This is a genomic window from Actinoallomurus vinaceus (assembly GCF_039542055.1).
In the GTDB taxonomy this organism is placed as follows: domain Bacteria; phylum Actinomycetota; class Actinomycetes; order Streptosporangiales; family Streptosporangiaceae; genus Actinoallomurus; species Actinoallomurus vinaceus.
Map to the genome: position 1 here is coordinate 1,211,992 of NZ_BAABHK010000001.1, position 24,757 is coordinate 1,236,748.

The window sequence follows — 24,757 nt, forward strand, 5'->3', positions numbered from 1 at the left end:
ACCGTCATATCGGAATCACCGTTGACCACGACGTCACGGGGACCGTGATCGGTCATCACCGTGAGCGAGATTCGCATTACCCCTCCGGATTCGCCGTCTGCCGGACCAGGATAGAGAGGGTGCCGGGGTCTCTCCAGCGGGTCGGGCCGAGTACTCGCTTGATCGCCTTACTAGTTGGTGACATCCGTGACCGAAACAATCTGTCGTTGCCGCATTGACGCCGGGCGGTAAGGGCGGAACGATGGTTCGCCGCGTCCCGTCAACGCCGACAGTCCGCAATCCCCCCGAATTGGCGGAGTATCCAGTGACGACGAGCAGTGATCGCAAGAGCGTCGCCGACACCTCCGGGCGGCCGTCGCTCGCGGTGGCGGCCGGCCACCGGATTCCCGTGCCGCCCCGGGAGCGCAAGCCGGCGATGGCGGCGCTGGCCGTCCTGCTCATCGTCGGAGGTGCGCTGGTCAGCGCCTATCTGGTGATGGCCAGCGGGCAGCGGGTCCCCGTCATCCGGGTCGCCCAGCCGGTGGCCGCGGGCCAGCGGATCCCGGCGGCCGCGCTGGAGGAGGTCCAGGTCTCGGCGACCGGCGGCCTCGACTACATCCCGTGGCGGGACCGCGCGAAGGTCACCGAAACGTACGCGACCGTCACCCTCGTCAAGGGCTCGCTGCTGACCAACGGAATGATCAGCACGGCCGCCTCGGCGGCCAAGGGCACCGTCGTCGTCGGGCTGGCCCTCAAGCCCGGGCAGCTTCCGGCGGGCGGCCTGCACCCGGGCGACCGCGTCGCGGTGTACTCCGTGGCGGTGCAGGGGCAGACCGGCATCCAGGCCGGGGCCGTCCTCGCGCCCGCGGCGATGGTGTACGACGTCGCCGAGCCCGGCCAGAACGACGTCCAGAGCGACCAGGTCCAGGTGTCGGTGACCGTGCCCACCGACGAGGCGCCGCTCGTGACCCAGGCCGCGTCGGCGGGCGCGGTGGCGGTCGCCATCCTCGCGCCCGGCGAGCAGGCATCGGGAAAGCGGCCGCGGGCCACCGCCCCGCAGACGGCCGTACCCCCGACACCGCAGCAGTCGACGACCGAGCAGCAGCCGACCCCGAGCCGGCCGACCCCTGAGCACACCACGCGCCGGCCCACGGCGGGCACGCACGGCGGCTCGACGGGCAGACCCTGATGGCGCTCATCGTCCTGGCGGCCGACAAGGGAGCGCCGGGCGTCACGACCGCCGCGGTCGCGATCGCGGCGGTCTGGCCGCGTCCGGTGCTGCTGGCCGAGTGCGACCAGGCGGGCGGCGACCTCGTCTACCGGCTGCCCGGCGAGGACGGCGGCATGCTGAACCCCGCGCGCGGCATGCTGAGCCTGGCCGCCACCGCACGGCGCGGGCTGCGCACCGAGCAGGTCTGGGAGCACACGCAGCGGCTCGTCGGCGGCCTGGACGTGCTCGCCGGCCTCGCCAACGCCGAGCAGGCGCACGGTCTGACCTGGCTGTGGGGGCCCCTCGGCCGCGCGTTCGCGGGCCTCACCGTCCCCGGGCCTCCCGGGGAGGGCGCCGCACCGGGCATGGCTCCGCCGGTCAACGGCGGTCCTCCCCCCACGGTCCCACCCGGCGCGGTCCCGGTCGACGTGGTCGCCGACTGCGGGCGGCTGGGCGCCGGATCGGCCGTGACCGATCTGCTCCGTGAGGCGTCCACCATCGTCCTGTTCACCCGCGCCACCCTCGAACACGTCGCTCACCTGCGCGAACGTATAAATGCCCTCGCATCCGAACTCGGCGGCCACGCCGCGCCGCCGATCGGTGTGGTCGTTGTGGCCGATCCCCGCGAATACCGCACCTCACTCACCGAGGTCGGCCGGATCATTTCCAATGCCAAATTGCCCGCGAGCGTTCTGGGGGGTTTCGCGCTGGATCCGAAGGGTGCTGAAATGCTGAGGGGGCGATGGGGCGGAAGGCTTGACAGATCACTGTTGATTCGTTCGGCCCGGCAGATCGCGGGCGGGCTCGCCGCGCGGGCCGCAGGCGGCCCGGAGACGGGCCGCGAGGCGCAGGGAGCGGCTGGTGGATCACAGTCTCGTTAAGCGACTGCGGCAGGAGGTCGGCGGGCGGCTCGCCGACCAGCGCCGCCTCGATGCCGCCAACGGCATCGCGCCCATGAGCCCGGAGGACGAGCGGCAGTTCGCCCGCGCCCTGATCGGGCAGGTCCTCGAGGAGTACGCCCGGGCGGAGATCGGCGCCGGTCGCCGGCCGCCGAACGCCGAAGAGGAGGAGCAGCTCGCGGCCGGCGTGCACGCCGCCCTGTTCGGCGTCGGCCGGCTCCAGCCGCTGCTCGAGGACCCCGAGATCGAGAACATCGACGCCAACGGCTGCGACCGGGTGTTCATCGGGTACGCCGACGGCAGGGAGGTCATGGGCGAGCCGGTCGCCGAGTCCGACGAGGAGCTCGTCGAGCTGATCCAGATCCTGGCGGCCTACAGCGGGCTGTCCAGCCGGCCGTTCGACTCCGCCAACCCGCAGCTGGACCTGCGGCTGCCCGACGGGTCCCGGCTGTCGGCCGTCATGGACGTCACCGTACGGCCCGCGCTGTCGATCCGCCGGGCCCGGCTGGGCAAGGTGTTCCTGTCCGACCTGGTGGGCAACGGCACGCTCAGCACCGAGATCGGGCTGTTCCTGCGCGCGGCGGTCGCCGCCCGGAAGAACATCATGATCGCCGGGGCGACCAACGCCGGGAAGACGACGCTGCTGCGGGCCATCGCCAACGAGATCCCGACGAACGAACGCCTCATCACCGTCGAGCGCGCGCTGGAGCTCGGGCTCGACCAGTTCCCCGAGCTGCACCCCAACGTCGTCGCCCTGGAGGAGCGGCTGCCGAACTCCGAGGGCCAGGGCACGATCACCATGGCCGAGCTCGTCCGCAGGTCGCTGCGCATGAACCCCTCCCGCGTGATCGTCGGTGAGGTGCTCGGCGACGAGATCGTCACGATGCTCAACGCGATGACGCAGGGCAACGACGGCTCGCTGTCCACGATCCACGCCAACTCCTCGTGGGAGGTCTTCAACCGGATCGCGACGTACGCCCTGCAGTCCGACGAGCGGCTGCCGATCGAGGCGACGCACATGCTGATCGCAGGTGCCATCGACTTCGTCGTCTTCATCGAGAAGCGCAACGACTACGTCCACGGCGGGCGGCTGCGCCGATTCGTCTCCAGCATCCGCGAGGTGACCGGCTGCGACGGCCGGGTCCTGTCCAGCGAGATCTTCGAACCGGGCCCGGACGGCACCGCCGTGACCGCCGCCCCCATCGCCTGCGCCCAGGAGCTCGTACCCTTCGGCTACGACCCGACCCTCGGGGTCTCCTGGTGACGGGCGGTCTCGCCGACATCGCCACGCTTCCGGCGATCCTCGCGGGCGCGATGATCGGCGGCGGCGTCTTCCTGCTCATCGTCGCGATACGCGGCGTGCGGCCCCACCCCGGCCGGCCCACCGGGCGGAGCCGCGAGGAGATCATCCGTACGCTCAGCACGCGTACGGCGCTGGCGGTCATCGCCGGTGTCGCCGCGTTGATCGTCACCCGCTGGCCCGTCGCGGCGCTCGGCACCGGCCTGCTCGTCTTCGGCTGGAACACCATCGGCGGTGGCGCCGCCGAGGAGCGCCGCGCGATGGCCCGGCTGGAGGCCCTCGCCGCCTGGACCGAGTCGCTGCGCGACACCATCGCCGGCGCCGTCGGCCTCGAGCAGGCCATCCCGTCGTCCCTGCGGGCCGTGGCACCGGTCTTGGAACCGCACGTACGGAGCCTCGTCGACCGCCTGCACACGCGTGTGCCGCTCGCCGACGCGCTCCGCGGGTTCGGCGACGACCTGAACGACCCGTCCGCCGACCTCGTCGTCGCCGCGCTCATCCTCAACGCGCGGCTGCGGGGTCCCGGCCTGCGCGACATGCTCGGGGCGCTCTCGACGTCCGCCCGCGCCGAGCTCGACATGCGGCGCCGCGTCGAGGCGAACCGCCGCACCACGCGCCGCAGCGTCCAGATCGTCGTCGGCGTCTCGGTGGGCACGGCCCTGCTGCTGGCCGTCTTCAACCGGTCGTACGTGAAGATGTACGACTCGTTCACCGGCCAGCTCGTCCTCGCCGTCGTCGTCGGCCTGTTCGCCCTCGGGTTCGTCTGGCTGCGGCGCCTGGCCAAGTACGAGATGCCGCAGCGGTTCCTCGCCGGGACCGACACCGACCGGCCCGGCGTGCCCGCCGAGGTGCCCGAGACGGTCGCGCGCTGGCAGGGCCGGTCGGGGACCGGTCCCAACCCCACGGTCAAGGGAGGCACGCGGTGACCACGGCACTGCTGGCCGGGGCGTTCTTCGGGCTGGGCGGCTACCTGCTGTTCCGCGCCCTGTTCCCGCCCCGGCCCGGCCTGGCGGCGCGCCTCGCCGCCTTCGACGCGGCCCGCCGGCGCGGCGAGACCGAGCCGGAGCGCCGCGCGTCCGGCGACTCGCGCCGGTTCGCCGGGCTGCGCGCCCAGGTCGGCCGCTCCCTGGCGGCCTTCTACGAGGCCCGGGGTTGGCAGCAGCGCTCCGCCCGCGCGGATCTCGCGCTGCTGGACCGGTCGTTCGAGGCGTTCCTCGCCACGAAGTTCCTGCTGTCGGCGGCGGCGATCGTGTTCATCCCCGTCCTCGTCGGCTACTTCGCCGTCCTGGGTCTGCGGGTCGCGGTGGCCATCCCAGTGTGGGTCGGCCTGCTGTTCGCGTTCATCTTCTTCCTGCTGCCGGACCTGCAGCTGCGCCAGGAGGCGGCGGCGCGGCGCCGCGACTTCCGGCACGCCGTCAGCGCCTTCCTCGACCTGGTCGCGATGAACCTCGCGGGCGGGCGCGGCGTCCCCGAGGCCCTCATGACCGCGGCGAACGTCGGCGACGGCTGGGCCATGCGCCGCATCCGCGACGCCCTGTCCAACGCCCGCATCACGGGCATGACGCCCTGGCAGGCACTCGGCCGGCTGGGCGAGGAGGTCAGCGTCGACGAGCTCCGCGACCTGTCCGCAGCGCTCGCCCTGGTCGCCGACGACGGAGCGAAGGTGCGCCAGTCGCTCTCCGCCCGCGCGGCGAGCATGCGCAGCCGCGAGCTGTCGGACGTCGAGGGCCGCGCCGGCGAACGCTCCCAGTCCATGCTCGTCGCGCAGCTCCTGCTGTGCGCCGGCTTCCTGGTCTTCCTGGCCTATCCGGCGGTGATGCGGGTGATGGCCGCGTGACGTCGATCTCCACAAGTCCCCGCTCTGCGCAAGGAGTGCCATGCAGTCGCTCAATCCGATGAACGATCCCTTTGTCGCCTACGTCTGGTCGTCGGTGCAGCTGCGCATCCAGCGGCTCCGCGACGAAACCGAGCGCTCCCGCGGGGCCTCGGCGATCGAGTGGGCGATCATCACCGGCCTCCTGGCGATGATCGCGCTCGGCGTCGGCGTCGTCATCTACCGCAAGGTCCGGTCCGCCGCGAACGACATCAAGACCAAGTGACCACCCGATGGACAGGCGGACGGACCGTGGCGCGAGCACGCTGGAGCTCGCGCTGCTGACCCCGGTCCTGCTGCTCGTCATCCTGCTGGTGGTCCAGTTCGCGATGGTCTACCACGCCCGGCACGTGGCGCTCGCCGCCGCGCAGTCGGGCGCCCGGGTGGCGCGCGAGAGCGGGAGCGGCGACTGGAAGGGGGAGGCGGAGGCGAAGGCGCGCGAGTACGTCGGGCAGATCGGCCCGGAGCTGCTGAGCGGCGTCACGCCACAGGCCGGCGGCGACCAGAACCAACGCTGGGTCACCGTCACCGGCACGGCCGTGCGCGTCGTGCCGTTCCTCACCTTCCACGTCAGCCAGCGCTCGGGCGGACCGATCGAGTGCTACCGGCCCGACGTCGGCACCGGTGCCGCCTGCGGGGACCAGCCGCGCCCATGAGCACTCACGCGACCGGGTCGCCGCGACCGCGCACGGACACGAGCAGGGAGCAGGCCTCGTTCCGCCACCCGGGTACGGCACGAGCCTCCCGCACCGACGCGGGCGGGGCGTCGGCTTCGCGTGCCGACGCGGGCGCGGTGGCGCTTTCGGGTACGGCGCGGACCTCGCGGGCCGGCGCATGGGCCGCCGGTGCGGACACGGATGGGGCGCTGGCTTCCTGCGGTGGCGCGGACGGGGCGCCGGCTTCGCGTGGTGGCGCGGATGGGGCGCCGGCTTCGCGTGGTGGCGTGGAACGGGCGTCGGGTCCGCGTGGTGACGCGGGCACGATGTCGCTGGAGCTGGTGCTGCTGACACCGATCCTGGTGGCGTTCATGATGCTGATGGTCGGGCTCGGCCGGATCGTGGAGGCACAGAGCCAGGTCGACGGTGCCGCCCGTGACGCGGCCCGGGCCGCGTCGGTCGCCCGCGACCGCGGAAGCGCGCGGGTCGACGCGGACAACGCGGCGAAGGCGACCATGAGCGGGAACAAGTGGTGTCAGGGCGGGCCGCAGGTCGACCCCGACTTCCGCGACTGGCGCCAGGGCGGCCAGGTCTCCGTCACGGTGCGCTGCGACATCGACCTCGGCGGCCTGTCGCTGATCGGCCTGTCCGCCTCGAAGACCATGGTCGGTACGGCGACGGCTCCCCTCGACACGCTGCGGAGGATCGATTGAGCCGGTGGCGTAGGGCGGTGGACGAGGGCCGCGACCGGGGGACGGTCGCGATGTTCACCACGATCTTCGCCCTCTTCGTCATCGTGCTGGCCGGCCTGGTCGTCGACGGCGGCCTGGCGATCCACGCCCGCCAGCGCGCCGCGGACATCGCCGAACAGGGCGCCCGCGCCGCCGCCGACGAGGTGGACCAGGACGTCCTGCGGCAGACCGGCGAGGCACGGATCACCGACCCGCGCGCGGCCTGCGCCCGCGCCGAACGCCTCGTCGCCACCTACCCCGAGGTGACGGGGCGGGCCAAGTGCCAGATCGAGGGCGGCCGGACCGCACGGGTCGTCGTACAGATCAAGGTCCGGCTCCAACTGCTCGCGATCGTCCCCGGCTTCAGCGACTTCACGATGACGTCCGCGGCGACCGCCCACCCTCAGGAGGGGATCTGATGAGAAGGGTGCGCGACCGATGAGCGAGCGAATCATCAGCACAGGGCCGCTGGTCGCTCCTCCGACGCCGGGAGATCAGCCGGGGTGGGTTGGTCGGGCGAGGCCGGGAGGTCGGCCGGGGTGGGGTGGTCGGGCGAGGCCGGGAGGTCGGCCGGGGTGGGTTGGTCGGGGAAGAAAGGAGGGCGCATGAGCGCCATACGGCGGCAGCCCGCGCGGATCGACCGCCGGCGAGGGCCCGGTGACGTGATCGTCGGCGTGCTCGCGCTCGCCGCCATCGCCGCGCTACTCGCCGGTGTCCCGTTCGCGCTGCTCACCTTCTTCGGCTCGCCGATCCCGAGCCGGATGCCGTCGATGGAGACGTTCACGCAGCGCCTGGACACGACCGCGCTGATGCGCATCCTCGTCCTCGTCGTGTGGCTGGCCTGGGCGCAGCTGGCCGCCTGCGTGATCGTGGAGGTGTACGCCGGGATCCGCGGCGTGGGCGTACCGGCCCGGGTGCCGTTCGCCGGCGGCCCGCAGGCGGTCGCGCACCGGCTCGTCGTCGCCGCGCTGCTGCTGTTCACCGCGACTACCGTCGTCGTACCGGCGTTGACCGCTCCTCGCTCGACGCACGTCCAGGTCAAGGACCCGCCGCGCCGGCAGCCGCAGCCGGCCGAACGCCCCGAGGCCGCCACCCGGCAGGCTCCGGAACCGGACTCCGCCGCGCCCGCCGCCCCCATGGACCAGAACGCCGTCCGCAAGATCTACCGCGTCCGCCCGCCGGAGGGACGGCACCACGAGAGCCTCTGGGAGATCGCCGAGAAGTGCCTCGGTGACGGCCGCCGCTATCGCGAGATCTACACGCTGAACAAGGGCAAGCTGCAGCCGGACGGCACCCGGCTGACCATGGCGAGCCTGATCCGCCCGGGCTGGGTGCTCGACATGCCGGCCGACGCCACGCACGTGGAGGTTGTCCACCGGGGCCCGCACGACGGGCAGCACGAGCACGGGGTGCCGCACTCCGAGGTCCCCGGCGGCGCGCACCACCACGGCTTCGTCAACACCGAGAAGCAGGCGATCGAGGCGGCCCGGCGGGCGGCGCGCGAGGAGGCGCGGGAGGAGCACGCGAAGCAGGAGAGCCATCACGGCACCGGCTCCCAGGACGGCAACGGCACCGGCTCCCACGGCACCGGTTCCCAAGGCAGCCACGGCACCGGCTCCCAGGACGGCCATGGGCGACAGGGCGGTCAGGCCCCCGGGCAGGAGGCCGGTCGCCCACCGGCCGCACCGGCGCCGCACCCAACGGGCGCGGCGCCGTCCGTACGGCCGCCCGCCCAGACGCCCCCGCACGCCGAGCGGACGACGCCCGCCCACCCCGAGTCGCCGCAGCACCCGTCACAGTCCCCAGCCGAGCGGCAGCCCTCGCACCTGCCGGCGTTCGGGTGGCCCGAGGAACTGGCCGTGGCGTCGCTGCTCGCCGCCGGGTTGCTCGCCGTGCTCGGCCGGCGGCGTCGCGAGCAGTTGTGGCGCCGGGCGTTCGGCACCAGGATCGCCCGGCCGGACGGGGAGGCCGCGCTCGCCGAGCAGGCGCTGCGCATCGGCGCGGACACCGACGCCACCCGCCTTCTCGACCTCGGCCTGCGCCAGATGTCGAAGGCCCTCGCCGCCGAAGGGCGCACACTGCCCACCGTGTACGGGGTGCACCTCGGCGCCGACAGCCTCGACCTGTGGATCGCCCCCGCCGACCGCAACCCGCCCGCGCCGTGGGAGGAGTACGACAATGGGCAGGTCTGGCGGCTGAGCGCCGGCGCCCTCGACGTGATGGCCACCGCGGACCTCGCGGACGTCCTCGCGCCGTACCCGGGACTGGTCTCGATCGGCACGAACGACACCGGCCGGATCCTCGTCGACCTGGAGACCGCGCACGGCCTGATCTCCCTGCAGGGCCCGGACGAGTTCCGTCGCGCCGCGCTCGCCGCCGTGGCGGTCGAGCTGGCGACGAATCGCTGGTCCGACCACATGCGGATCACGCTGGTCGGCTTCGGCGAGGAGCTGTCGCTGATCGCTCCGGACCGCATCCGCGCCGTCGCCACGCTCGCCGAGGCGCTGCCGGAGCTGGAGAGCCGCACCGAGGAGGTACGCCAGGCCCTGGCGGCCTCGGGCGCGGACTCCGTTCTCACCGGCCGCTGCCGCGGCGTGTTCGGCGAGGCGTGGATGCCGCACTACCTGATCATGGCCGACCCGCCGACGCCCGAGGAGGCCGAGCGCCTGGTCGCCCTGGCCCGTACCGGCCAGCGGATGGCGGCCGGGTACCTCGTCGCGGGCGAGACGCCGGGAGCGACGTGGACCTGGGACGTCACGTCGGACGGGCGGCTCCGCGCCGGGGTCCTCGGGTTCGACGTCGAGGCGCAGCTCGTCCCCGAGCGGCACTATCGGGCGGTCGTCGAACTGTTCCGTACCGCCGGGCGGGCGGACGGCGTCCCGTACGGCGGTATCGACGCGGAGCCGGCCGTGCCGCCCGCGATGGGGGAGACCCGGCCGGCGGTCGACATCCGGCTCCTGGGCCCCGTCGAGGTGGACGCGCCGGGCGTCGTGGAGGAGAGCCGCCGGGCGCTGTGCACCGAGGTCCTCGTCTACCTGGCGACGCGTCCCGAAGGGGTGCACCCGACCGTGCTGGGCGGCGCGGTGTGGCCGCGCGGGGTGACCTCGCCGGTGCGCGACGCGACCGTCGCCCGCGTCGCCGACTGGCTCGGACGCGACTCACGCGGCCGCCCCAACCTGTACCACGACGAGAACGGTCGGATCCGGCTGGGGTCGGAGGTCCGGGTCGACTGGGAGATGTTCCGCTGGCTCGTCTGGCGGTCGGCCGCCGAACCCGCCTCCGAGACGGCCTACCTGACCTACGCCCTCGACCTCGTACGCGGCCCGCTCATGGACGGTCGCCCGCGCGGCCGGTACGGCTGGCTGGCGACCGAGGACCTGGAGTACGAGGCGACCGCGCGCATCGCGGACGTCGCGCACCGGCTCGTCCTCATGCGGCTCGACGACGGCGACGCCCGGGGCGCGGTCTCGGCGGCCCGCGCCGGGCTCCGGCTCGCGGTGGACGACGAGGGCCTGTGGCGGGACCTGCTGCGCGCCACCCACGCCACCGGCGACCACGCCGCGGTCCGCGGCGTCGTGGAGGAGTTGAGCGAACGCGTCGGCGCGGACCCGTTCGCCGCGCAGATGCAGCCCGAGACCGAGGCCCTGGTCGAGGAACTGGTCCCCCAGTGGCGCGGCGTCGCCGAGGGCGCCGGCTGAGCACTGCCGGGGACCGCTCAGCCGTATGGCGTCGCTGAGGGTGCGTTGAGCACTCCTGAGGGACCGCCCCGGCCGCGTGGCGTGGCCGAAGGAGCCGGCTGAGCGCCACCGATCCGGGTGGGGGTCTCATCCGCCTGAGGGAGCACCCCCTCGGCCGGCGCGCCGGCCGAGGGGGTGCGTCACCGCGACGGGGCGGGTTCGCCGCGCCGGAGGGTGCTGAACACCGTCGGAGTCGTCCAGCCGCGCAGCGTGGCGAGGATCGTCGACCGGAACGTGGTCTCGGCCGTGGCGGTGTCGAGCGCCCCGGCCAGTTCGAGGGTCATGAGCCCGTGCAGCGTCACCCAGATCGACAGGGCGATGGACGTCGCGTCGCCGGCGAGCACGGACGCCGACAAGGCGCGATCTATGGCGGCGATGAGCGGTCGGACGGGGTCGCCGGTGCCGACCACGCCCGACGGCTCGAAGGACTGCACGCCACCGAACAACACCGTGTAGAGGTGGCTGTGCTCGCGCCCCCATCGCCGGTACGCGACGGCGAGCGCGTAGAGGTCGGCCAGCGGGTCGTCGGAGGTCGGCGCCGCGGACAGGTCCTTGAACAGCCCGGTGACCGCCCTGTCGCGTACCTCACCGATCAGCCCGTCCTTGCCGCCGAACAGCGAGTACAGGGCGGCGGTCGAGGTCCCGGCGGCAGCGGCCAGGGCACGGACGGTGATCGACTCCCGTGGACGGGTGGCGAACATCTCGGTCGCGGACTCTACGAGGCGTTCCCTCACGGTGTCGTCGTTCGTTCTCGGCCTACCCACGACAGCAGCCTAGCCGCAGCTGCTAACGTTGTTTTGAAACAGCGTTTGGAAACTATCCACGGGGTCGTGATGCTGAAAACCCTCATCCGTCTTGTCCGCTTCACGGGTCGTCTGGGCTTGGCCCTGGCCGCCGTCGTGGGGATGATCGTCCTGTTCCTCGCGTTGATCGTCCTGACCGACGGGGCGGGCTCGGGGCTGGCCGCATGGCTGACGACGCTCGGCGTCGGGGCCGTCGCCGCACTGTGGAGGTTCCGCCGCCGTACCTGGCCGAACCGGCTGGCGCGCCTCCTGCCGGTGGGCGTCGCCGCGGCGCTGACGGCGTCGGTATGCGTCCCGACCGTCCCCACGGAGCGGCGATACCCGGCCGCACTACCGTTCGTGGCGACGCAACATTGGAACCTGGCTACCGGAAGCCGGGTCGCGGTGTACCACTATCCGCCCGCCCCCGGCGCCATCCGGCACCCGACGCCCTTCGTGTACCTCAACGGCGGACCCGTCCGCGGCATCTCGGTGCTCGACCACCGGTTCCTGCGACTGCTGGCACGGCAGGGCTACGACGTCTACACCTACGAGCAGGCCGGCGGCGGACGAAGCGACCTGCTTCCCATGGAGCAGTACACGATCTCCAGGCCGGTCGGCGACCTCGCCGCCTTCATCGACCATTTGGGCAAGGGACGGGTCGACGTCCTCGGCTTCTCCTCAGGCGGGGTCGTGCTCACGCGCGCCCTGGCCGACCCGCACGTCGCCGCCCACGTACACCGGGCGATCATCGCCGAGCCCGGCCCGATGGACGGCCCCACCGCGCGGATCACCGGGCAGAAGGGACGACCGTCCGCGCGCGGCTTGGCGCCGGCCATGACCGGACCGCGGTCGACGCGTGTCCCCCGGTACGCCGTCGCATTCGGCCTCATGCGACTCGGGCTCCTCACCCCTGGCACCGGCCTGATCGGGCAGGCCGAAGGCGACAACGCCTTCCGGGCAGCCGATCTCGGCAGCGACACCGCCTCCGGCTACTGCGCGCGGGACGCGCATCGCATCCCCACCGAGGACACGGCGCAGAACTTCTCCTTCAGCGCCGCCGCGAGCCTCCATGCCGAGCGGACGGTCAAGGACTCACCCTCCATCGCCCCGCAGCTGAGGCGTTCCCGCACTCCCGCGATGTTGATGATCGCCGAGTGCTCCGCGCAGGTCCGTCAATGGGAGACGACCGTCCTCGCCGAGGATCCCGCCATCCAGCGCACCCAGTACATGCCCGGGGTCGGACACCACATGTGGAACGGCCTCGACGACAACAACGAGCGAGCCGCCGCCGTCATCACCGCATTCCTCCAGGACAAGCGGGCTCCGTTGCCGAACTACCCGACCCGCGCCGACATCCCCGCGTTCCTGCATGGCCACAGGTGACGCGGCAGGAGCGGCGGCGCGCGGCGGCCGGGCCGTACGAGGGTCGACGGCCGCAGGGCCCTGAGCGCTACCGATAGATGCCGGTATGTCCCAGAGAGAACCGGCCGGGCTGCGGGAAGACGCACAGGCCGTGCGGCCCCGGGCCGACCGGGAGGCGCCGGACGATCCGCCCGGTCTCGGTGGAGACGGCGAAGACCGTGTCGGCGTCCCGAGCCGACAGCCACAGCATCCGGCCGTCCGCCGACACCCCGCCCATGTCCGGGACCGTCGGAACCCGCCAGCGGCCCACCGGCCGCCGCTCGGAGAAGGAGATCAGGGAGACGCTCCGCGACGAGCCGCCCACGACGTACAGGGTGCCGGCGTCACGGCTGGGGTAGAGGGCGTGGGCGCCGCGCCCGGTGGCGACGAAGCCGTCCGTCTGGAACCGCTCGGCGTCCACCAGCCACACGCCGCCGCGACCGGCGTCGGCGACATAGAAGGTCTCGCCGTCCGGGGACAGGCGGACGTCCCGCGGTCGCGACCCGGTCGCGAGCCGGAGCGTGCCCGTGACCCGGTGCCGGATCAGGTCGACACGAGCGAGCCGCCCTGATCCCGAACACCCCACCACCAGACTGGACCCGTCGGCGGACAGGTCGGCTCCGGCCGGGTCGGGGCAGGGCAGGCGGACGGCCGACCGGAGCCGCATGGTCCGCGGGTCGCGGAGCTGGAGGCGCCCCGGCCGCGCGCCCAGCACGAGGGCGTCCCGGCCGTCGAGCGTGAAGTAGAGGTCCACCGGGTTCGCGACGGGCACGGTGCGGCCGACGGTGCCGGTCCGCGAGTCGATCGGCACGAGCCCCGCCGCCTCGGTGACCCACAGCGTTCGCAGGTCCCACGACGGGACGACCTGCCGTGGCGCGCGGCCGACCGGGACGCGGCGGAGCAGGCGGTACGTGCGGCCGTCGACGACGTCGATCGCCGCACCGCCGGTGACCGGGACGTACACGCGGGGCGGCAGACGCCGGGCCACGGGGCCGAGCATGCCCGCCCGGGTCGCGGCGTAGACGCCGGTGCCGCGGTCGGCCACGCGACGCCGGTCCAGCGGAGGCGGAGGCGTGACACGAGGCCGGATGTACGGCGCCGGCCCACCGAGCACCAGGACGGGGGAGTCGGGCCCCGGCCGGCCGCGGAAGGGCACCGGCGAGCGGCACCCGCCGAGGACCGCGCATCCGACGGCCAGCGCCACGGCGACCGCGACCCTGCCGCGCGCCGCCGGTCTGCACCCCTCCATAGCTGCCGGACTCTAACCGGTTGAGGGCGGATCGTGAGCGGATAACTACGAACAGGTTGCCATCGGCTCGAACGGATCGAGCGTCCGCACGCCTGTCTGGGCGACGTCCTTTGTATTGCGGGTGACGAACGTCCAGTGTGATGAACCCCTACGGCAGGGTGCTGGTGCGCCAGGCGCCGGGGCCGTGGGGGAGGGGGCGGCGGAGCTGCCGGGAAGGGGCCGACCACGCGGAACGGCGGGGCGGGGGTGTCGCTCCGGCGGCCTCGGCGGCCCGGGCGCGGGCGGTCAGCACCGCGACCAGGGCGGCGATCTCCTCTGGCGTCGCGTCGCCGCGCACCACCTGCAGGAAGGGGCGCTCGCTCATCGATCCTCTCCTACAGCGGGATGTTGCCGTGCTTCTTGGGCGGCAGGGTCTTGCGCTTGTCGCGCAGGGCGCGCAGCGCCTTGACGACCTGGCCGCGCGTCTCCGACGGCTTGATGACCGCGTCGACGTAGCCCCGGGAGGCGGCGATGTAGGGGTTGGCGAGGGTGTCCTCGTACTCGGTGATGAGCTCGGCCCGCCGGGTGTCCGGGTCCTCGGCGGCGGCCAGCTCGCGGCGGTAGAGGATGTTGACCGCGCCCTGCGCGCCCATGACGGCGATCTGCGCCGTCGGCCAGGCCAGGTTGATGTCGGCGCCGAGGTGCTTGGAGCCCATGACGTCGTACGCCCCGCCGTACGCCTTGCGGGTGATCACCGTGACGAGCGGCACGGTGGCCTCGGCGTAGGCGTACAGGAGCTTGGCGCCGCGCCGGATGATGCCGTTCCACTCCTGGTCGGTGCCGGGCAGGAAGCCGGGCACGTCGACGAAGGTCAGCACCGGGATGTTGAACGCGTCGCAGGTGCGGACGAACCGGGCGGCCTTCTCGGACGCGTCGATGTCGAGCGTGCCCGCGAAGTGCATCGGCTGGTTGGCGACGATCCCGACCGACCGGCCCTCGACCCGGCCGAACCCGCAGACCATGTTCGGCGCGAACAGCGCGTGGACCTCGAGGAACTCCCCGTCGTCGAGGACGTGCTCGATGACGGTGTGGATGTCGTACGGCTGGTTCGGCGAGTCGGGGATCAGCGTGTCGAGCTCGAGGTCCTCGCCGGTGATCTCGAGTGCCGCGTCCGCGTCGTAGGCCGGCGGGTCGGACAGGTTGTTCGACGGCAGGTACGACAGCAGCGCCTTGACGTACTCGATGGCGTCCTGCTCGTCGGAGGCCTGGTAGTGCGCGACGCCGGACTTGGTGTTGTGGGTGTGCGCGCCGCCGAGGTCCTCGAAGGTCACCTCCTCGCCGGTGACCGTCTTGATGACGTCCGGTCCGGTGATGAACATGTGCGAGGTCTGGTCGACCATGACGATGAAGTCGGTCAGGGCGGGCGAGTAGACCGCGCCGCCCGCGCAGGGGCCCATGACGAGGGAGATCTGCGGGATCACGCCGGACGCGTGGGTGTTGCGCTTGAAGATCTCGGCGTACAGGCCGAGCGCGACCACGCCCTCCTGGATGCGCGCGCCGCCGGAGTCGTTGATGCCGACGACCGGGCAGCCGGTCTTCAGCGCGTGGTCCATGACCTTGACGATCTTCTCGCCGAACACCTCGCCGAGCGAGCCGCCCGCGACCGTGAAGTCCTGGGAGAAGACCGCGACGGGCCGGCCGTCGACCGTGCCGTGGCCGGTGACGACGCCGTCGCCGTACGGGCGGTTCTTCTCCACTCCGAAGCCGTACGCGCGGTGCTGCGCCAGCTCGTCGAACTCGACGAACGACCCCTCGTCGAGGAACGCGTCGATCCGCTCGCGGGCGGTCATCTTGCCCTTGGCGTGCTGCTTCTCGACCGCGCGCGCGGAGCCGGCGTGGACGGCCTCGTACCGGCGGCGCTCCAGATCGGCGAGCTTTCCCGCCGTGGTGTGGATGTCGATCTCTGCCGCGGGCAGGGGCTCGGGCGCTTGCGTGGCCATGCAGGCCAGCGTAGCCAGCCCGCCGATCGGGCTGCCACGAGGGGCACGATCTCCGCCGCACACGATCTCTGCGGGATCTCAGGGAGCGAGACGGGACTCTGACCACCTCATGAGGACGAACTACCCTGAGCTGCGTGTCGACTCGAAACTCCGCTCGGCAGGAGATGCCCGAGCCACTGCGCCGTGACGTCCGGTTGCTGGGTTCCCTCCTGGGCAACGTTCTCGTCGAGTACGGCGGGCAGAGCCTGCTCGACGACGTGGAGGCCCTGCGCCACGCGGTGATCGCCGCCCGCCGTGGTGAGACGTCCGTGGACGACGTCGCCGCGATCGTCGGCGGCTGGCCGATCGACCGTGCGGAGCTCGTCGCCCGGGCGTTCACCGTCTACTTCCACCTGACGAACCTCGCCGAGGAGCACCAGCGGATCCGCACGCTCCGGGAGCGGGACACCGGCGAGACGCCGCAGCGCGAGTCGGTCGCCTCCGCCGTGGCCGAGATCGGCGCGGAGCGAGTCCGCGAGCTGCTGGAGGAGCTGGAGTTCCACCCGGTGCTGACGGCGCACCCGACGGAGGCGCGCCGCCGGGCGGTCGTCACCGCGATCCTGCGGATCAGCGCCCTCCTGACGGACCTGCACGACCCGCGCGCGGGCAGCGGGGAGCGCGACGAGATCACCCGCCGGCTCGTCGAGGAGATCGACCTGCTGTGGCGCACGTCGCAGCTGCGCCGGACGAAGCCGGACCCGCTCGACGAGGTCCGCACCGCCATGGCGATCTTCGACGAGACGATCTTCCGGGTCGTCCCGGCGATCTACCGGTCGCTCGACGCGGCCCTGGCGCCCGGCACGGGCGAGCGGCCGCCGCTGGCCCGGCCGTTCGTGCGCTACGGCAGCTGGATCGGCGGCGACCGCGACGGCAACCCGTACGTCACCGCGCAGATCACCCGCGAGGCGATCGGCGTCCAGGCCGATCACATCCTGCGCGCGCTGGCCAACGCCTGCACGCGGATCGGCCGGACGCTGACCGTGGACGAGACGACCACCCCGCCGTCGCGGGCCCTCACGGGCGCGCTCGCCGCCGCCCGCGCCGCCCAGCCCGACCTCGAAACCGAGATCGCCAAGCGCTCGCCGGGCGAGCCGCACCGGCAGTTCCTGCTGTACGCCGCCGAGCGGATCCAGGCCACGCGGCTGCGCGACGCCGACCTGGCGTACGGCGGCCCGGCCGACCTGCTCGCCGACCTGCGCATCGTGCAGGACTCCCTCGTGGAGGCGGGTGCGCGGCGTCAGGCGTACGGCGAGCTGCAGCACCTGATCTGGCAGGTGGAGACGTTCGGGTTCCACCTGGCGGAGCTGGAGATCCGCCAGCACTCCCAGGTGCACGAGAAGGCCCTCGCCGAGGTACGGGCCGGTGGCGCGCTGAGCGAGCAGACCGAGGAGGTCCTCGACACGCTGCGGGTGGCCGCGTGGGTGCAGGAGCGGTTCGGCGTCGACGCGTGCCGCCGCTACGTCATCTCCTTCACCCGCACCGCCGACGACGTGGCCGCCGTGTACGAGCTGGCCGAGGCCGCCGCGATCGGCGGCCGGGCGCCGGTCCTCGACGTCGTGCCGCTGTTCGAGACCGGCGAGGACCTCGACCGGTCCCCGGCCGTGCTGGACGGCATGCTCCACCTGGCGGCGGTGCGCCGGCGCCTCCTGGAGACCGGCCGCCGCATGGAGGTCATGCTCGGCTACTCCGACTCGGCCAAGCAGCTCGGCCCGACGACGGCGACCCTCAAGCTGTACGACGTGCAGGCCGCCCTCGCGGCCTGGGCGTCCCGGCACGACGTGAAGCTGACGATGTTCCACGGGCGCGGTGGCGCGCTCGGGCGCGGCGGCGGCCCGGCCCACCGGGCCGTGCTGGCGCAGGCGCCCGGCTCGGTCGCGGGCCGGTTCAAGGTGACCGAGCAGGGTGAGGTGATCTTCGCCCGGTACGGCCACGCCGAGATCGCCCAGCGCCACGTCGAGCAGGTCGCCAACGCGGTCCTGCTCTCCTCCACCTCGGCGGTGCAGGAGCACGCGCTGGCGGCCGCCGAGCGGTTCCGGCCGCTGGCCGATCGGATCAGTGAGGCCGCCGAGCGGACGTTCCGGTCGCTGGTCGAGTCGCCGGGCTTCCCGGAGTGGTTCGCCCGCGTCAGCCCGCTGAACGAGCTGTCCAACCTCCGGCTCGGCTCCCGGCCGTCCCGGCGCAAGTCCACCACCTCGCTGGACGACCTGCGGGCGATCCCCTGGGTCTTCTCCTGGACGCAGACGCGGGTCAACCTGCCCGGCTGGTACGGCCTCGGCAGCGGCCTGGCCGCCGTGGACGACCTCGACGCGCTGCGCGAGGCGTACGGCTCCTGGCCGCTGTTCGCCGCGCTGCTGGACAACGCGGAGATGAGCCTGGCCAAGACGGACCGCGCGATCGCCGAGCGCTACCTCGCCCTCGGCGACCGCCCGGAGCTGGCCGAGACGGTCCTCGCCGAGTACGACCGGACGAGCTCGCTGGTCCTGCAGGTCACCGGGCACTCCCGGCTGCTGGAGAACCGCCGGGTGCTGTCGCGCGCGGTCGAGCTGCGCAACCCGTACGTCGACGCCCTGTCGCACCTGCAGCTGCGCGCGCTGCAGGAGCTGCGGGCCGGGATCGAGGACGACGCGGAGCGCGAGCGGATCGAGGACCTGCTGCTCCTGGCCGCCGCCGGGGTCGCGGCCGGCCTGCAGAACACCGGCTGATCGACGAGAATGGATGATTCTCGTCGAACTGACGGTTAGAGGAATGCATGGGTATCAGGCTGGCCGAAGCCGTCGATCGTGAGTCGGTGGAGGCGATCGTCAAGGCGGCGTACGACCCGTGGACCCCGGTGATCGGCGTGGAGCCGCTCCCGCTCACCGCCGACTACGCGGAGTTGATCGAGGCGGGGCTCGTCTACGTGCTCGAGAACGAGCGGACGATCGACGCGCTGATCGTTCTGCGCCCCGAGGACGACGTTCTCCTTGTGGAGAATGTCGCGGTAAACCCGGATCGTCAGGGGCGCGGACTCGGGCGGCGGCTGCTGACGTTCGCCGAGTTCCGCGCCCGGTCGCTCGGGTTGCCGGCGGTGCGGCTCTACACGAACGAGAAGATGATCTCGAATATCGGCCTGTACGAATCCCTGGGTTACCGCGAGACCGACAGGGCGGGAATCGACGACCGTAGCGTCGTCCACATGCGAAAGCGGCTCTGAGCGGCGAGAAAGGCCGCACATCCGCCCCACATCCCAGGACGGGGGGCTGATCTTCACCTAAAGTCATAGGTGATGACTGTTCGCGAGCCTGTGTCTCACCTATCGCCGCTGCCGCGCTACGCGATCCTCGTAGACGTGGGGTATCTCTACGCCGCAGCGGGTGACCTCCTGTTCGGTGTCTCCTCCCGTCGCTCGTACCGGGTCGACGCCGAGGGGCTCATCAAGGCCCTGGAGGGCCGCGCGGCGGCGTGCATGCGCGGAGAGTTGCTGCGCATCTACTGGTTCGACGCCGCGCGCGACCGCGTGCCGACGATCGACCAGCGGGTGGTCGCGCCGCTGCCCTTCGTGAAGCTCCGGCTCGGCAATCTCAACAAGCACAACCAGCAGAAGGGCGTCGACGCCCAGATCCGCGAGGACCTGGAGACGCTCGCCCGGCACGGCGCCGTCACCGACGCCATCCTGCTGGCCGGCGACGAGGACATGCTTCCGGCCGTGGAGGCCGCGCAGACCTACGGGGTCCGCATCCACCTGTGGGGCGTCGAGCCGCCGTACGGCACCAACCAGGCCGAGCGGCTGATCTGGGAGGCCGACACCGTCGACGTCGTCAACGCCGACTTCGTCAAGCCGTACTTCGCGCTCGACACCTCCCGCGAGACCCCGTCGGAGACGCCGGTCCCCCCGCCGATCCCGTCGCCCACGGCGGTCTTCGGCACCCGGCCCAAGCCTGCGCCGCCGCCCGTCCGCCAGCCCAACCCCGTCGCCAAGCTCGGCCCGAGCCGCGACCGCGTGGAGGAGATCGGCGAGCACGTCGCGCACAAGTGGATCCTCACCCGCGGCCGCGACAACATCCGCGACCTGCTGCCCGGCCCGATCCTGCCCACGGTCATCGACAAGGAGCTGCTGATCGAGGGCGAGAAGGAGCTCGGCCACTCGCTGCGCCCCTACAAGGAGGCCCGCGACTGGCTGCGCGAGGGCTTCTGGGCGCGCGTCTACCGCGAGTTCGACTTCAACGTGGGCATCTCCGGCAAGGCCCCCCGCTGACCGGGGAGCTCTCCCGGCCGGGGGTCCACGTGAGCTCCCGTGCCGTGGGAACCGCATCGGCCTTCTAGGCTGAGGCCGTGAGCCCTTCGCCGTACAACGACCTGGATCGTCCGCCGCTGAACGAGCGGGCGCTGAACCGCGCCCTCGTCCGCCCGGGCGGGCTGTGGCGCGAGATCCGGGTGGTGGCCGAGACCGGCTCGACCAACGCCGACCTGGTGGCGGCAGCCCGGGACGGCGCGGACGAGGGCCTGGTGCTCGTCGCCGAGGCGCAGACGGCCGGGCGCGGCCGCCTCGACCGGGCCTGGACCGCCCCGCCGCGTTCGGGGCTGGCCTTCTCGGTGCTCCTGCGCCCGCAGGTCCCGCTCGCCCGGCTCGGCTGGCTGCCGCTGATGACCGGAGTCGCGGTGGTCGGCGCGCTGCGCGGGTTCGCCGAGGTGGAGGGGATCGAGCGGGGCGGGATGGCCGACGCCGCCCTGAAGTGGCCGAACGACGTCCTCATCAATGGCCGGAAGCTGGCCGGGATCCTCGCCGAGCGTGAGGGGGACGCCGTCGTGCTCGGCATCGGGCTCAACGTCAGCCTGCGCGCCGACGAGCTGCCGGTGCCGACCGCGACGTCCCTGGTGCTGGAGGGTGCCCCGGCCGACCGCGACCCGCTGCTCCGCGCGATCCTGCGGGAGCTGGCGGCCCGGTACGCCGACTTCTGCGGGGAGTGGGTCGAGGGGTCGCTGCGGGAGGCGTACCGCGCGGTGTGCGCGACGCTCGGCCGGCAGGTGCGCGTGGAGCTGCCCGGCGCCGCCCCGGGCGAGCCCGACGGCGTCCTCACGGGCGAGGCCGTGGACATCGACGAGAACGGGCGGCTCGTCGTCCGCGCGGCCGACGGCGACCACGCGCTCAGCGCCGGCGACGTCGTGCACGTTCGATGAGCCGGAGTCGGCATCGTCCGCGCGGCCGACGGTGACCATGCGCTCAGCACCGACGGTGTCGTGCATGTCCGGTAAGTCGGAATCGCCATCGGGCGTGCGATCTCCGCGCCGCACATGCGTCGCGCATATGCGCGTCCGGTAGGCGGACCCAACTGGACCGGTCCGCGACACGCCGGTTTAATTGGGCTATCCCCATCCTCCGGAGGTCGTTGCATGGCCAGTGTGGCTGAGCTCAAGGGCGCCATCGCCCAGGCCGGCGAAGAGGCCGAGCAGGCCGTGCAGCTGCTCGTCCAGGCCGGAGGCCGAGCCGAGTCGGCGCTGCAGTACCTGATCGCGGTGGCCCAGGGGAGCGAGCACGACGCCCTGAGCGGCGCGCTGGGCGCGATGGGGCAGGCGGTCGAGAGCATCGAGGAGACCCAGAACCAGATCGGCGCCGCGATCGAAGAGGCGAACACCTACGCAGAGGGGCTCTGAAGCGCCCGCCCGTCACGTCCCCGACCGAGGTACCCGCCCACCGCCGTCTGCGTGAAAGCCGCAGGATCCCCACATGACGCTCAAGCCCGGCGATCTCGTTGCCGCCGTGCGCAAGGACATCCGGCAGGCGCGCAGGGCGATCCGCGCCCGCCGGAGCGAGCTCGACGAGATGATCGCCCGCGCCGAGGCCGCCGTCGAGCAGGGCCGCCACGACGTCGCCGCGACGAGCGGTCCGGAGACGGCCGCGGCGGTCGACGGCTGGCGGGAGCTGGCCGGCGAGGCCGCCCCCGGCGCGGCGTCCGCCGCCTGGTCCGACTGGCCGGCCGAGCCGGAGCCCGCCGACGCGGGGCCGTGCCTCTACCGGGTCGGGACGGCCGCGGGGGACGTCCCCGCGCTGATCCCGCTGCTGGACACCGGTCACCTGAAGATCTCCGGCGGCCAGACGCCGCTGGCCGACGCGATCGTCGACTCGCTGCTCGTCCGGATCGTGGCGACGACGCGGCCCGGCTCCGTGCGGATCAGCCTGTACGACCCGCGGCGGCTCGGCGCGGGGCTCGGCGGGTTTCACGCCCTGTCCCGGCCGGGGTTGCTCACGGTCTACGGCGTGGAGGAGTTCAAGGAGCTGCTCGGCTCGCTGGACCGTGACATCCGGCGGATCCAGCGTGACGTGCTCGGCGGCGGGCACTCCTCGCTCGCGGCGCTCGCCGCGGCCACGAGCCGGCGGCCCGAGCCGTGGCAGGTCGTGATCGTGCAGAGCCCAGTGCGCGGGTTCCGGGACGACGAGGTCGCCCACCTCAACAGCGTGATGCACGCCGGGGCGGCCTGCGGCATCCATGTGGTGTGCCGCGACGTGCCCGTCGACGACGCGCCGGGCATCGAGACGGTCGACATCGCGGCGGACCGGCGCGTCACGACCTCGATGACGGGCGAGCTGGAGGTGACGGTCGAGCCGCCGCCGCCCGAGCTGGTCCGCGCGGTCTGCGAGCGGGCCGCCCGCTGGGCGGGCATCGAGCGCGACCCGCCGCGGTTCGCCGAGCTCGTCCCGCACCGGATGTGGAGCGAGTCGTCGGCGGCCGGGGTCCGGGCGCCCATCGGCGAGGACGTCGACCGGTACGAACCGGTCGAGGTCTTCCTCGGCGACGACCCGGTGCACGCGCTGGTCGGTGGCCCGCCCGGCTCCGGCAAGACCAACTTCCTCTACGCGATGATCGGGTCGATGGCCGCCCGCTACTCGCCGGAGGAGCTGGAGTTCTACCTGCTGGATTTCAAGGAGGGCGTGTCCTTCGCCCGCCTGGCCAGCGGCCGTACGGACAAGACGTGGCTGCCGCACGCCCGGCTCATCGGCGTCAACATCAACAACGACCGGGAGTTCGGCCTGGCGCTGCTGCGCTTTCTGGCCCGTGAGCTCGAACGCCGGGGCGCCGCCGCCCGCGAGCACGAGGTCACCAAGCTGGAGGAGCTGCGGGCCGTCGACCCGGACGGGCACTGGCCGCGCATCGTCGCGGTGGTCGACGAGTTCCAGGTGCTCATCCAGCAGCAGGACAAGATCACCGACGAGTCGCTGTACCTGCTCAACGATCTGGCCCGCCGCGGCCGCTCCCAGGGCATCCACCTCGTACTGGCCAGCCAGAACGTCGGCGGCGTCCAGTCGCTGTGGGGGCGCGGGGCCATCCTCGACCAGTTCACGCTGCGGATCGCGCTGCCGAAAGCACGCCGCATCCTCGCCGACGACAACACCGCCGCGCTCCAGGTCGCGCGCTTCTGCGCGGTGGTGAACGCCGAGTCCGGGGCGCGGCAGGCCAACCGCATCGCCCGGCTGCCGGACGCGGGGACGGCCGGGACGTTCGACGCGCTGCAGCGGGAGCTGTGGCAGCGTCGTCCCGAGCACCTCGAACCTCCGCGGATCTTCGACGGCGCGCACGTCCCCGAGCTGATGACCGCCCCGACCCTTCCGCCGGGGGAGAGCGCGGTCGGCCAGCGGATCGATCTGGCCGGCAGCGCCGCGACCGTGCGCTTCGACCGCGCGCCCGGCCGCAACCTCGCGGTCCTCGGCACCCGCGCCGACGAGGCGTACGACGTGCTGGCCGCGGCGGTGCTGTCGCTGGCCCGCGGGCACGCGCCCGGGTCGGCGGTCTTCCGGCTGTACGCGCTGGACGAGCAGCTCGAGCCCCGGGTCGGCCTGCTGCTGCGGCGCCTGCTCGACGACGGCCACGAGGCCACCCTCGGCGGGGAGCTGCCCGAGGTCGCCGACCGGGACGTGCCCGAGTACCTCGCGCTGTTCGCGGTGGACGCCGCGACCGCCCGCTCCGACGAGATGCGCCGGTCGGTGCGCCGCCTGGTCGAGTACGGTCCGGAGCACCGCATGCACGTGCTCGGCTGGTGGCGTACGACCGACCGGCTCAAGGCCGACGTCGTCGAGCGCGTCGGGTCGGTGCGCAACATCGACTCGTGGGTCGCCCTGGACCTACGGGACGGGGAGCTGTCGCCGCTGCCGGGCGGCCAGATGCTCGGCTGGACCCCGCGCCGCCGCCGCGCCCTGTTCCACGACCAGCGCACCGGCGAGCCGCCCCAGCCGATCATCCCCTTTGAGGTCATGAGCGAGACGGCGGAGGGCCGATGACGGATCCGCAGGCGGCGCGGCGGGCGTACAAGGAGTACGCCGCCGAGGCCGGCCGGAGGCTGCTCGCCGCCGAGGAGGCACGGCGCCGGCTGGAGGAGGCCGAGGAGCGGCGGACCGAGGCGTACGCCTCGGTCGAGCAGGAGTGGGCGCGTCTCGACGGGCTGGAGGAGCGGGCCGTCGGCGTCTGGCGCGAGCTGACGACGCGGTTCGGGCCCCACGCGGTGGGCACGCTTCCCGATCCCGGCGACGACGCACGGCCGGACCGGGACGCGGCGGAGGTGCTGGGCGACGCGCACAAGCGGGTGCGCGAACCCGTGCACTACCCCCTCACCGGTCGCTACATCCAGATGGCGGTGCTCGGGTTCGTCGCGGCCGTGGTGGTCACCGCGGTCGGCTTCGAGCTCGCCAAGAGCCTGCGCGGCCTGGGCCAGGTGCGGCTCGTCCTGGCGTACGGGCCGGTGCTGGCGGCGCCGTTGATCGGGCAACAGGCGGCGAAGGCGTGGATTCGGCTGCGCACGTCCCACGAGGAGCAGGAGTACGCCGTGGACACCGCGACCGGCGGGCTGGCCGGTGGTGGCGGCGTGTGGCTCATCGCGCTCGTCTTCGTCGTTGTCCACTTTGTGACGTGATCGGCGCACTGATCGTCACTGGCCGACAGACGGTTTCTG

At 73.0% G+C, this 24,757-nt stretch carries 22 protein-coding genes; 18 read left to right on the forward strand and 4 right to left on the reverse strand.

Annotated elements, in window-relative coordinates; all coding sequences use genetic code 11:
• Positions 1–304: 304 nt before the first annotated feature.
• The 10 genes from ABEA24_RS05635 (at position 305) to ABEA24_RS05680 (ending at position 10,346) form a co-directional block, all read left to right on the forward strand.
• A complete protein-coding gene (locus ABEA24_RS05635) occupies positions 305–1,168 on the forward strand; it encodes a CpaB family protein (protein ID WP_345429535.1) in 864 nt (287 codons plus the stop codon).
• On the forward strand, positions 1,168–2,070 hold the full coding sequence (locus ABEA24_RS05640) for a hypothetical protein (protein WP_345429536.1): 903 nt from the start codon (positions 1,168–1,170) through the stop codon (positions 2,068–2,070). The genes ABEA24_RS05635 and ABEA24_RS05640 overlap by 1 nt, the downstream gene beginning before the upstream one ends.
• Entirely contained in the window at positions 2,051–3,352 is a 1,302-nt protein-coding gene (locus ABEA24_RS05645) for a TadA family conjugal transfer-associated ATPase (RefSeq protein ID WP_345429537.1), read from the forward strand. The genes ABEA24_RS05640 and ABEA24_RS05645 overlap by 20 nt, the downstream gene beginning before the upstream one ends.
• A complete protein-coding gene (locus ABEA24_RS05650; RefSeq protein WP_345429538.1) occupies positions 3,349–4,314 on the forward strand; it encodes a type II secretion system F family protein in 966 nt (321 codons plus the stop codon). The genes ABEA24_RS05645 and ABEA24_RS05650 overlap by 4 nt, the downstream gene beginning before the upstream one ends.
• A complete protein-coding gene (locus tag ABEA24_RS05655) occupies positions 4,311–5,225 on the forward strand; it encodes a type II secretion system F family protein (protein WP_345429539.1) in 915 nt (304 codons plus the stop codon). The genes ABEA24_RS05650 and ABEA24_RS05655 overlap by 4 nt, the downstream gene beginning before the upstream one ends.
• Before the next feature lie 40 nt (positions 5,226–5,265).
• Positions 5,266–5,487: a Flp family type IVb pilin gene (locus ABEA24_RS05660; protein WP_345429540.1), complete on the forward strand. Its 222-nt coding sequence runs from the start codon at positions 5,266–5,268 to the stop codon at positions 5,485–5,487.
• Between the two features lie 7 nt (positions 5,488–5,494).
• Positions 5,495–5,917, forward strand: coding sequence for a TadE/TadG family type IV pilus assembly protein (locus ABEA24_RS05665; RefSeq protein WP_345429541.1), 423 nt, complete (start codon positions 5,495–5,497; stop codon positions 5,915–5,917).
• Between the two features lie 287 nt (positions 5,918–6,204).
• A complete protein-coding gene (locus tag ABEA24_RS05670) occupies positions 6,205–6,630 on the forward strand; it encodes a TadE family protein (protein ID WP_345429542.1) in 426 nt (141 codons plus the stop codon).
• On the forward strand, positions 6,627–7,067 hold the full coding sequence (locus tag ABEA24_RS05675) for a TadE/TadG family type IV pilus assembly protein (protein WP_345429543.1): 441 nt from the start codon (positions 6,627–6,629) through the stop codon (positions 7,065–7,067). The genes ABEA24_RS05670 and ABEA24_RS05675 overlap by 4 nt, the downstream gene beginning before the upstream one ends.
• Before the next feature lie 186 nt (positions 7,068–7,253).
• Complete coding sequence (locus ABEA24_RS05680; RefSeq protein ID WP_345429544.1) at positions 7,254–10,346, forward strand: hypothetical protein; 3,093 nt, start codon at positions 7,254–7,256, stop codon at positions 10,344–10,346.
• A 179-nt stretch (positions 10,347–10,525) separates the two neighbouring features.
• Here ABEA24_RS05680 and ABEA24_RS05685 read toward each other — a convergent pair whose 3' ends face one another.
• Positions 10,526–11,149, reverse strand: coding sequence for a TetR-like C-terminal domain-containing protein (locus tag ABEA24_RS05685; protein ID WP_345429545.1), 624 nt, complete (start codon positions 11,147–11,149; stop codon positions 10,526–10,528).
• A 69-nt stretch (positions 11,150–11,218) separates the two neighbouring features.
• Here ABEA24_RS05685 and ABEA24_RS05690 point away from each other — a divergent pair, with 69 nt between their 5' ends.
• A complete protein-coding gene (locus tag ABEA24_RS05690; protein WP_345429546.1) occupies positions 11,219–12,553 on the forward strand; it encodes an alpha/beta fold hydrolase in 1,335 nt (444 codons plus the stop codon).
• Between the two features lie 67 nt (positions 12,554–12,620).
• Here the strand turns inward: ABEA24_RS05690 and ABEA24_RS05695 are convergent, their stop codons facing one another.
• From ABEA24_RS05695 to ABEA24_RS05705, 3 genes are all read right to left on the reverse strand, one after another.
• Entirely contained in the window at positions 12,621–13,820 is a 1,200-nt protein-coding gene (locus ABEA24_RS05695; protein ID WP_345429547.1) for a YncE family protein, read from the reverse strand.
• Between the two features lie 148 nt (positions 13,821–13,968).
• Positions 13,969–14,184 carry an acyl-CoA carboxylase subunit epsilon gene (locus ABEA24_RS05700; protein ID WP_345429548.1) on the reverse strand — a complete coding sequence of 72 codons (216 nt, stop codon included), beginning with the start codon at positions 14,182–14,184 and terminating at the stop codon, positions 13,969–13,971.
• 10 nt (positions 14,185–14,194) lie between these two features.
• On the reverse strand, positions 14,195–15,799 hold the full coding sequence (locus ABEA24_RS05705) for an acyl-CoA carboxylase subunit beta (protein ID WP_345429549.1): 1,605 nt from the start codon (positions 15,797–15,799) through the stop codon (positions 14,195–14,197).
• Positions 15,800–15,963: 164 nt separating this feature from the next.
• Here ABEA24_RS05705 and ABEA24_RS05710 point away from each other — a divergent pair, with 164 nt between their 5' ends.
• The 7 genes from ABEA24_RS05710 (at position 15,964) to ABEA24_RS05740 (ending at position 24,718) form a co-directional block, all read left to right on the forward strand.
• Positions 15,964–18,540 carry a phosphoenolpyruvate carboxylase gene (locus tag ABEA24_RS05710; RefSeq protein WP_345429623.1) on the forward strand — a complete coding sequence of 859 codons (2,577 nt, stop codon included), beginning with the start codon at positions 15,964–15,966 and terminating at the stop codon, positions 18,538–18,540.
• A gap of 47 nt (positions 18,541–18,587) precedes the next feature.
• Positions 18,588–19,031 carry a GNAT family N-acetyltransferase gene (locus ABEA24_RS05715; RefSeq protein ID WP_345429550.1) on the forward strand — a complete coding sequence of 148 codons (444 nt, stop codon included), beginning with the start codon at positions 18,588–18,590 and terminating at the stop codon, positions 19,029–19,031.
• 72 nt (positions 19,032–19,103) lie between these two features.
• Positions 19,104–20,072, forward strand: a complete 969-nt coding sequence (locus ABEA24_RS05720) for an NYN domain-containing protein (protein ID WP_345429551.1) — start codon at positions 19,104–19,106, stop codon at positions 20,070–20,072.
• A gap of 77 nt (positions 20,073–20,149) precedes the next feature.
• The gene (locus ABEA24_RS05725) at positions 20,150–20,995 is read left to right on the forward strand and encodes a biotin--[acetyl-CoA-carboxylase] ligase (protein ID WP_345429552.1); all 846 of its coding nucleotides are present in this window, start codon (positions 20,150–20,152) and stop codon (positions 20,993–20,995) included.
• A gap of 213 nt (positions 20,996–21,208) precedes the next feature.
• Positions 21,209–21,469, forward strand: a complete 261-nt coding sequence (locus tag ABEA24_RS05730; protein WP_345429553.1) for a hypothetical protein — start codon at positions 21,209–21,211, stop codon at positions 21,467–21,469.
• 73 nt (positions 21,470–21,542) lie between these two features.
• Complete coding sequence (locus tag ABEA24_RS05735) at positions 21,543–24,089, forward strand: FtsK/SpoIIIE domain-containing protein (protein WP_345429554.1); 2,547 nt, start codon at positions 21,543–21,545, stop codon at positions 24,087–24,089.
• Positions 24,086–24,718, forward strand: a complete 633-nt coding sequence (locus ABEA24_RS05740; RefSeq protein ID WP_345429555.1) for a hypothetical protein — start codon at positions 24,086–24,088, stop codon at positions 24,716–24,718. Before ABEA24_RS05735 ends, ABEA24_RS05740 begins: the two co-directional genes overlap by 4 nt.
• The last annotated feature ends 39 nt before the right edge of the window (positions 24,719–24,757 follow it).

Excerpts from the sequence above, each read along its gene's own strand:
- ABEA24_RS05730 (WP_345429553.1), top strand. The coding sequence starts at position 21,209 with ATGGCCAGTGTGGCTGAGCTCAAGGGCGCCATCGCCCAGGCCGGCGAA.
- ABEA24_RS05680 (WP_345429544.1), top strand. The coding sequence starts at position 7,254 with ATGAGCGCCATACGGCGGCAGCCCGCGCGGATCGACCGCCGGCGAGGG.
- ABEA24_RS05640 (WP_345429536.1), top strand. The coding sequence starts at position 1,168 with ATGGCGCTCATCGTCCTGGCGGCCGACAAGGGAGCGCCGGGCGTCACG.
- ABEA24_RS05690 (WP_345429546.1), top strand. The coding sequence starts at position 11,219 with ATGCTGAAAACCCTCATCCGTCTTGTCCGCTTCACGGGTCGTCTGGGC.
- ABEA24_RS05720 (WP_345429551.1), top strand. The coding sequence starts at position 19,104 with ATGACTGTTCGCGAGCCTGTGTCTCACCTATCGCCGCTGCCGCGCTAC.
- ABEA24_RS05740 (WP_345429555.1), top strand. The coding sequence starts at position 24,086 with ATGACGGATCCGCAGGCGGCGCGGCGGGCGTACAAGGAGTACGCCGCC.
- ABEA24_RS05705 (WP_345429549.1), bottom strand. The coding sequence starts at position 15,799 with ATGGCCACGCAAGCGCCCGAGCCCCTGCCCGCGGCAGAGATCGACATC.
- ABEA24_RS05735 (WP_345429554.1), top strand. The coding sequence starts at position 21,543 with ATGACGCTCAAGCCCGGCGATCTCGTTGCCGCCGTGCGCAAGGACATC.
- ABEA24_RS05665 (WP_345429541.1), top strand. The coding sequence starts at position 5,495 with ATGGACAGGCGGACGGACCGTGGCGCGAGCACGCTGGAGCTCGCGCTG.
- ABEA24_RS05660 (WP_345429540.1), top strand. The coding sequence starts at position 5,266 with ATGCAGTCGCTCAATCCGATGAACGATCCCTTTGTCGCCTACGTCTGG.
- ABEA24_RS05710 (WP_345429623.1), top strand. The coding sequence starts at position 15,964 with ATGCCCGAGCCACTGCGCCGTGACGTCCGGTTGCTGGGTTCCCTCCTG.
- ABEA24_RS05715 (WP_345429550.1), top strand. The coding sequence starts at position 18,588 with ATGGGTATCAGGCTGGCCGAAGCCGTCGATCGTGAGTCGGTGGAGGCG.
- ABEA24_RS05700 (WP_345429548.1), bottom strand. The coding sequence starts at position 14,184 with ATGAGCGAGCGCCCCTTCCTGCAGGTGGTGCGCGGCGACGCGACGCCA.
- ABEA24_RS05695 (WP_345429547.1), bottom strand. The coding sequence starts at position 13,820 with ATGGAGGGGTGCAGACCGGCGGCGCGCGGCAGGGTCGCGGTCGCCGTG.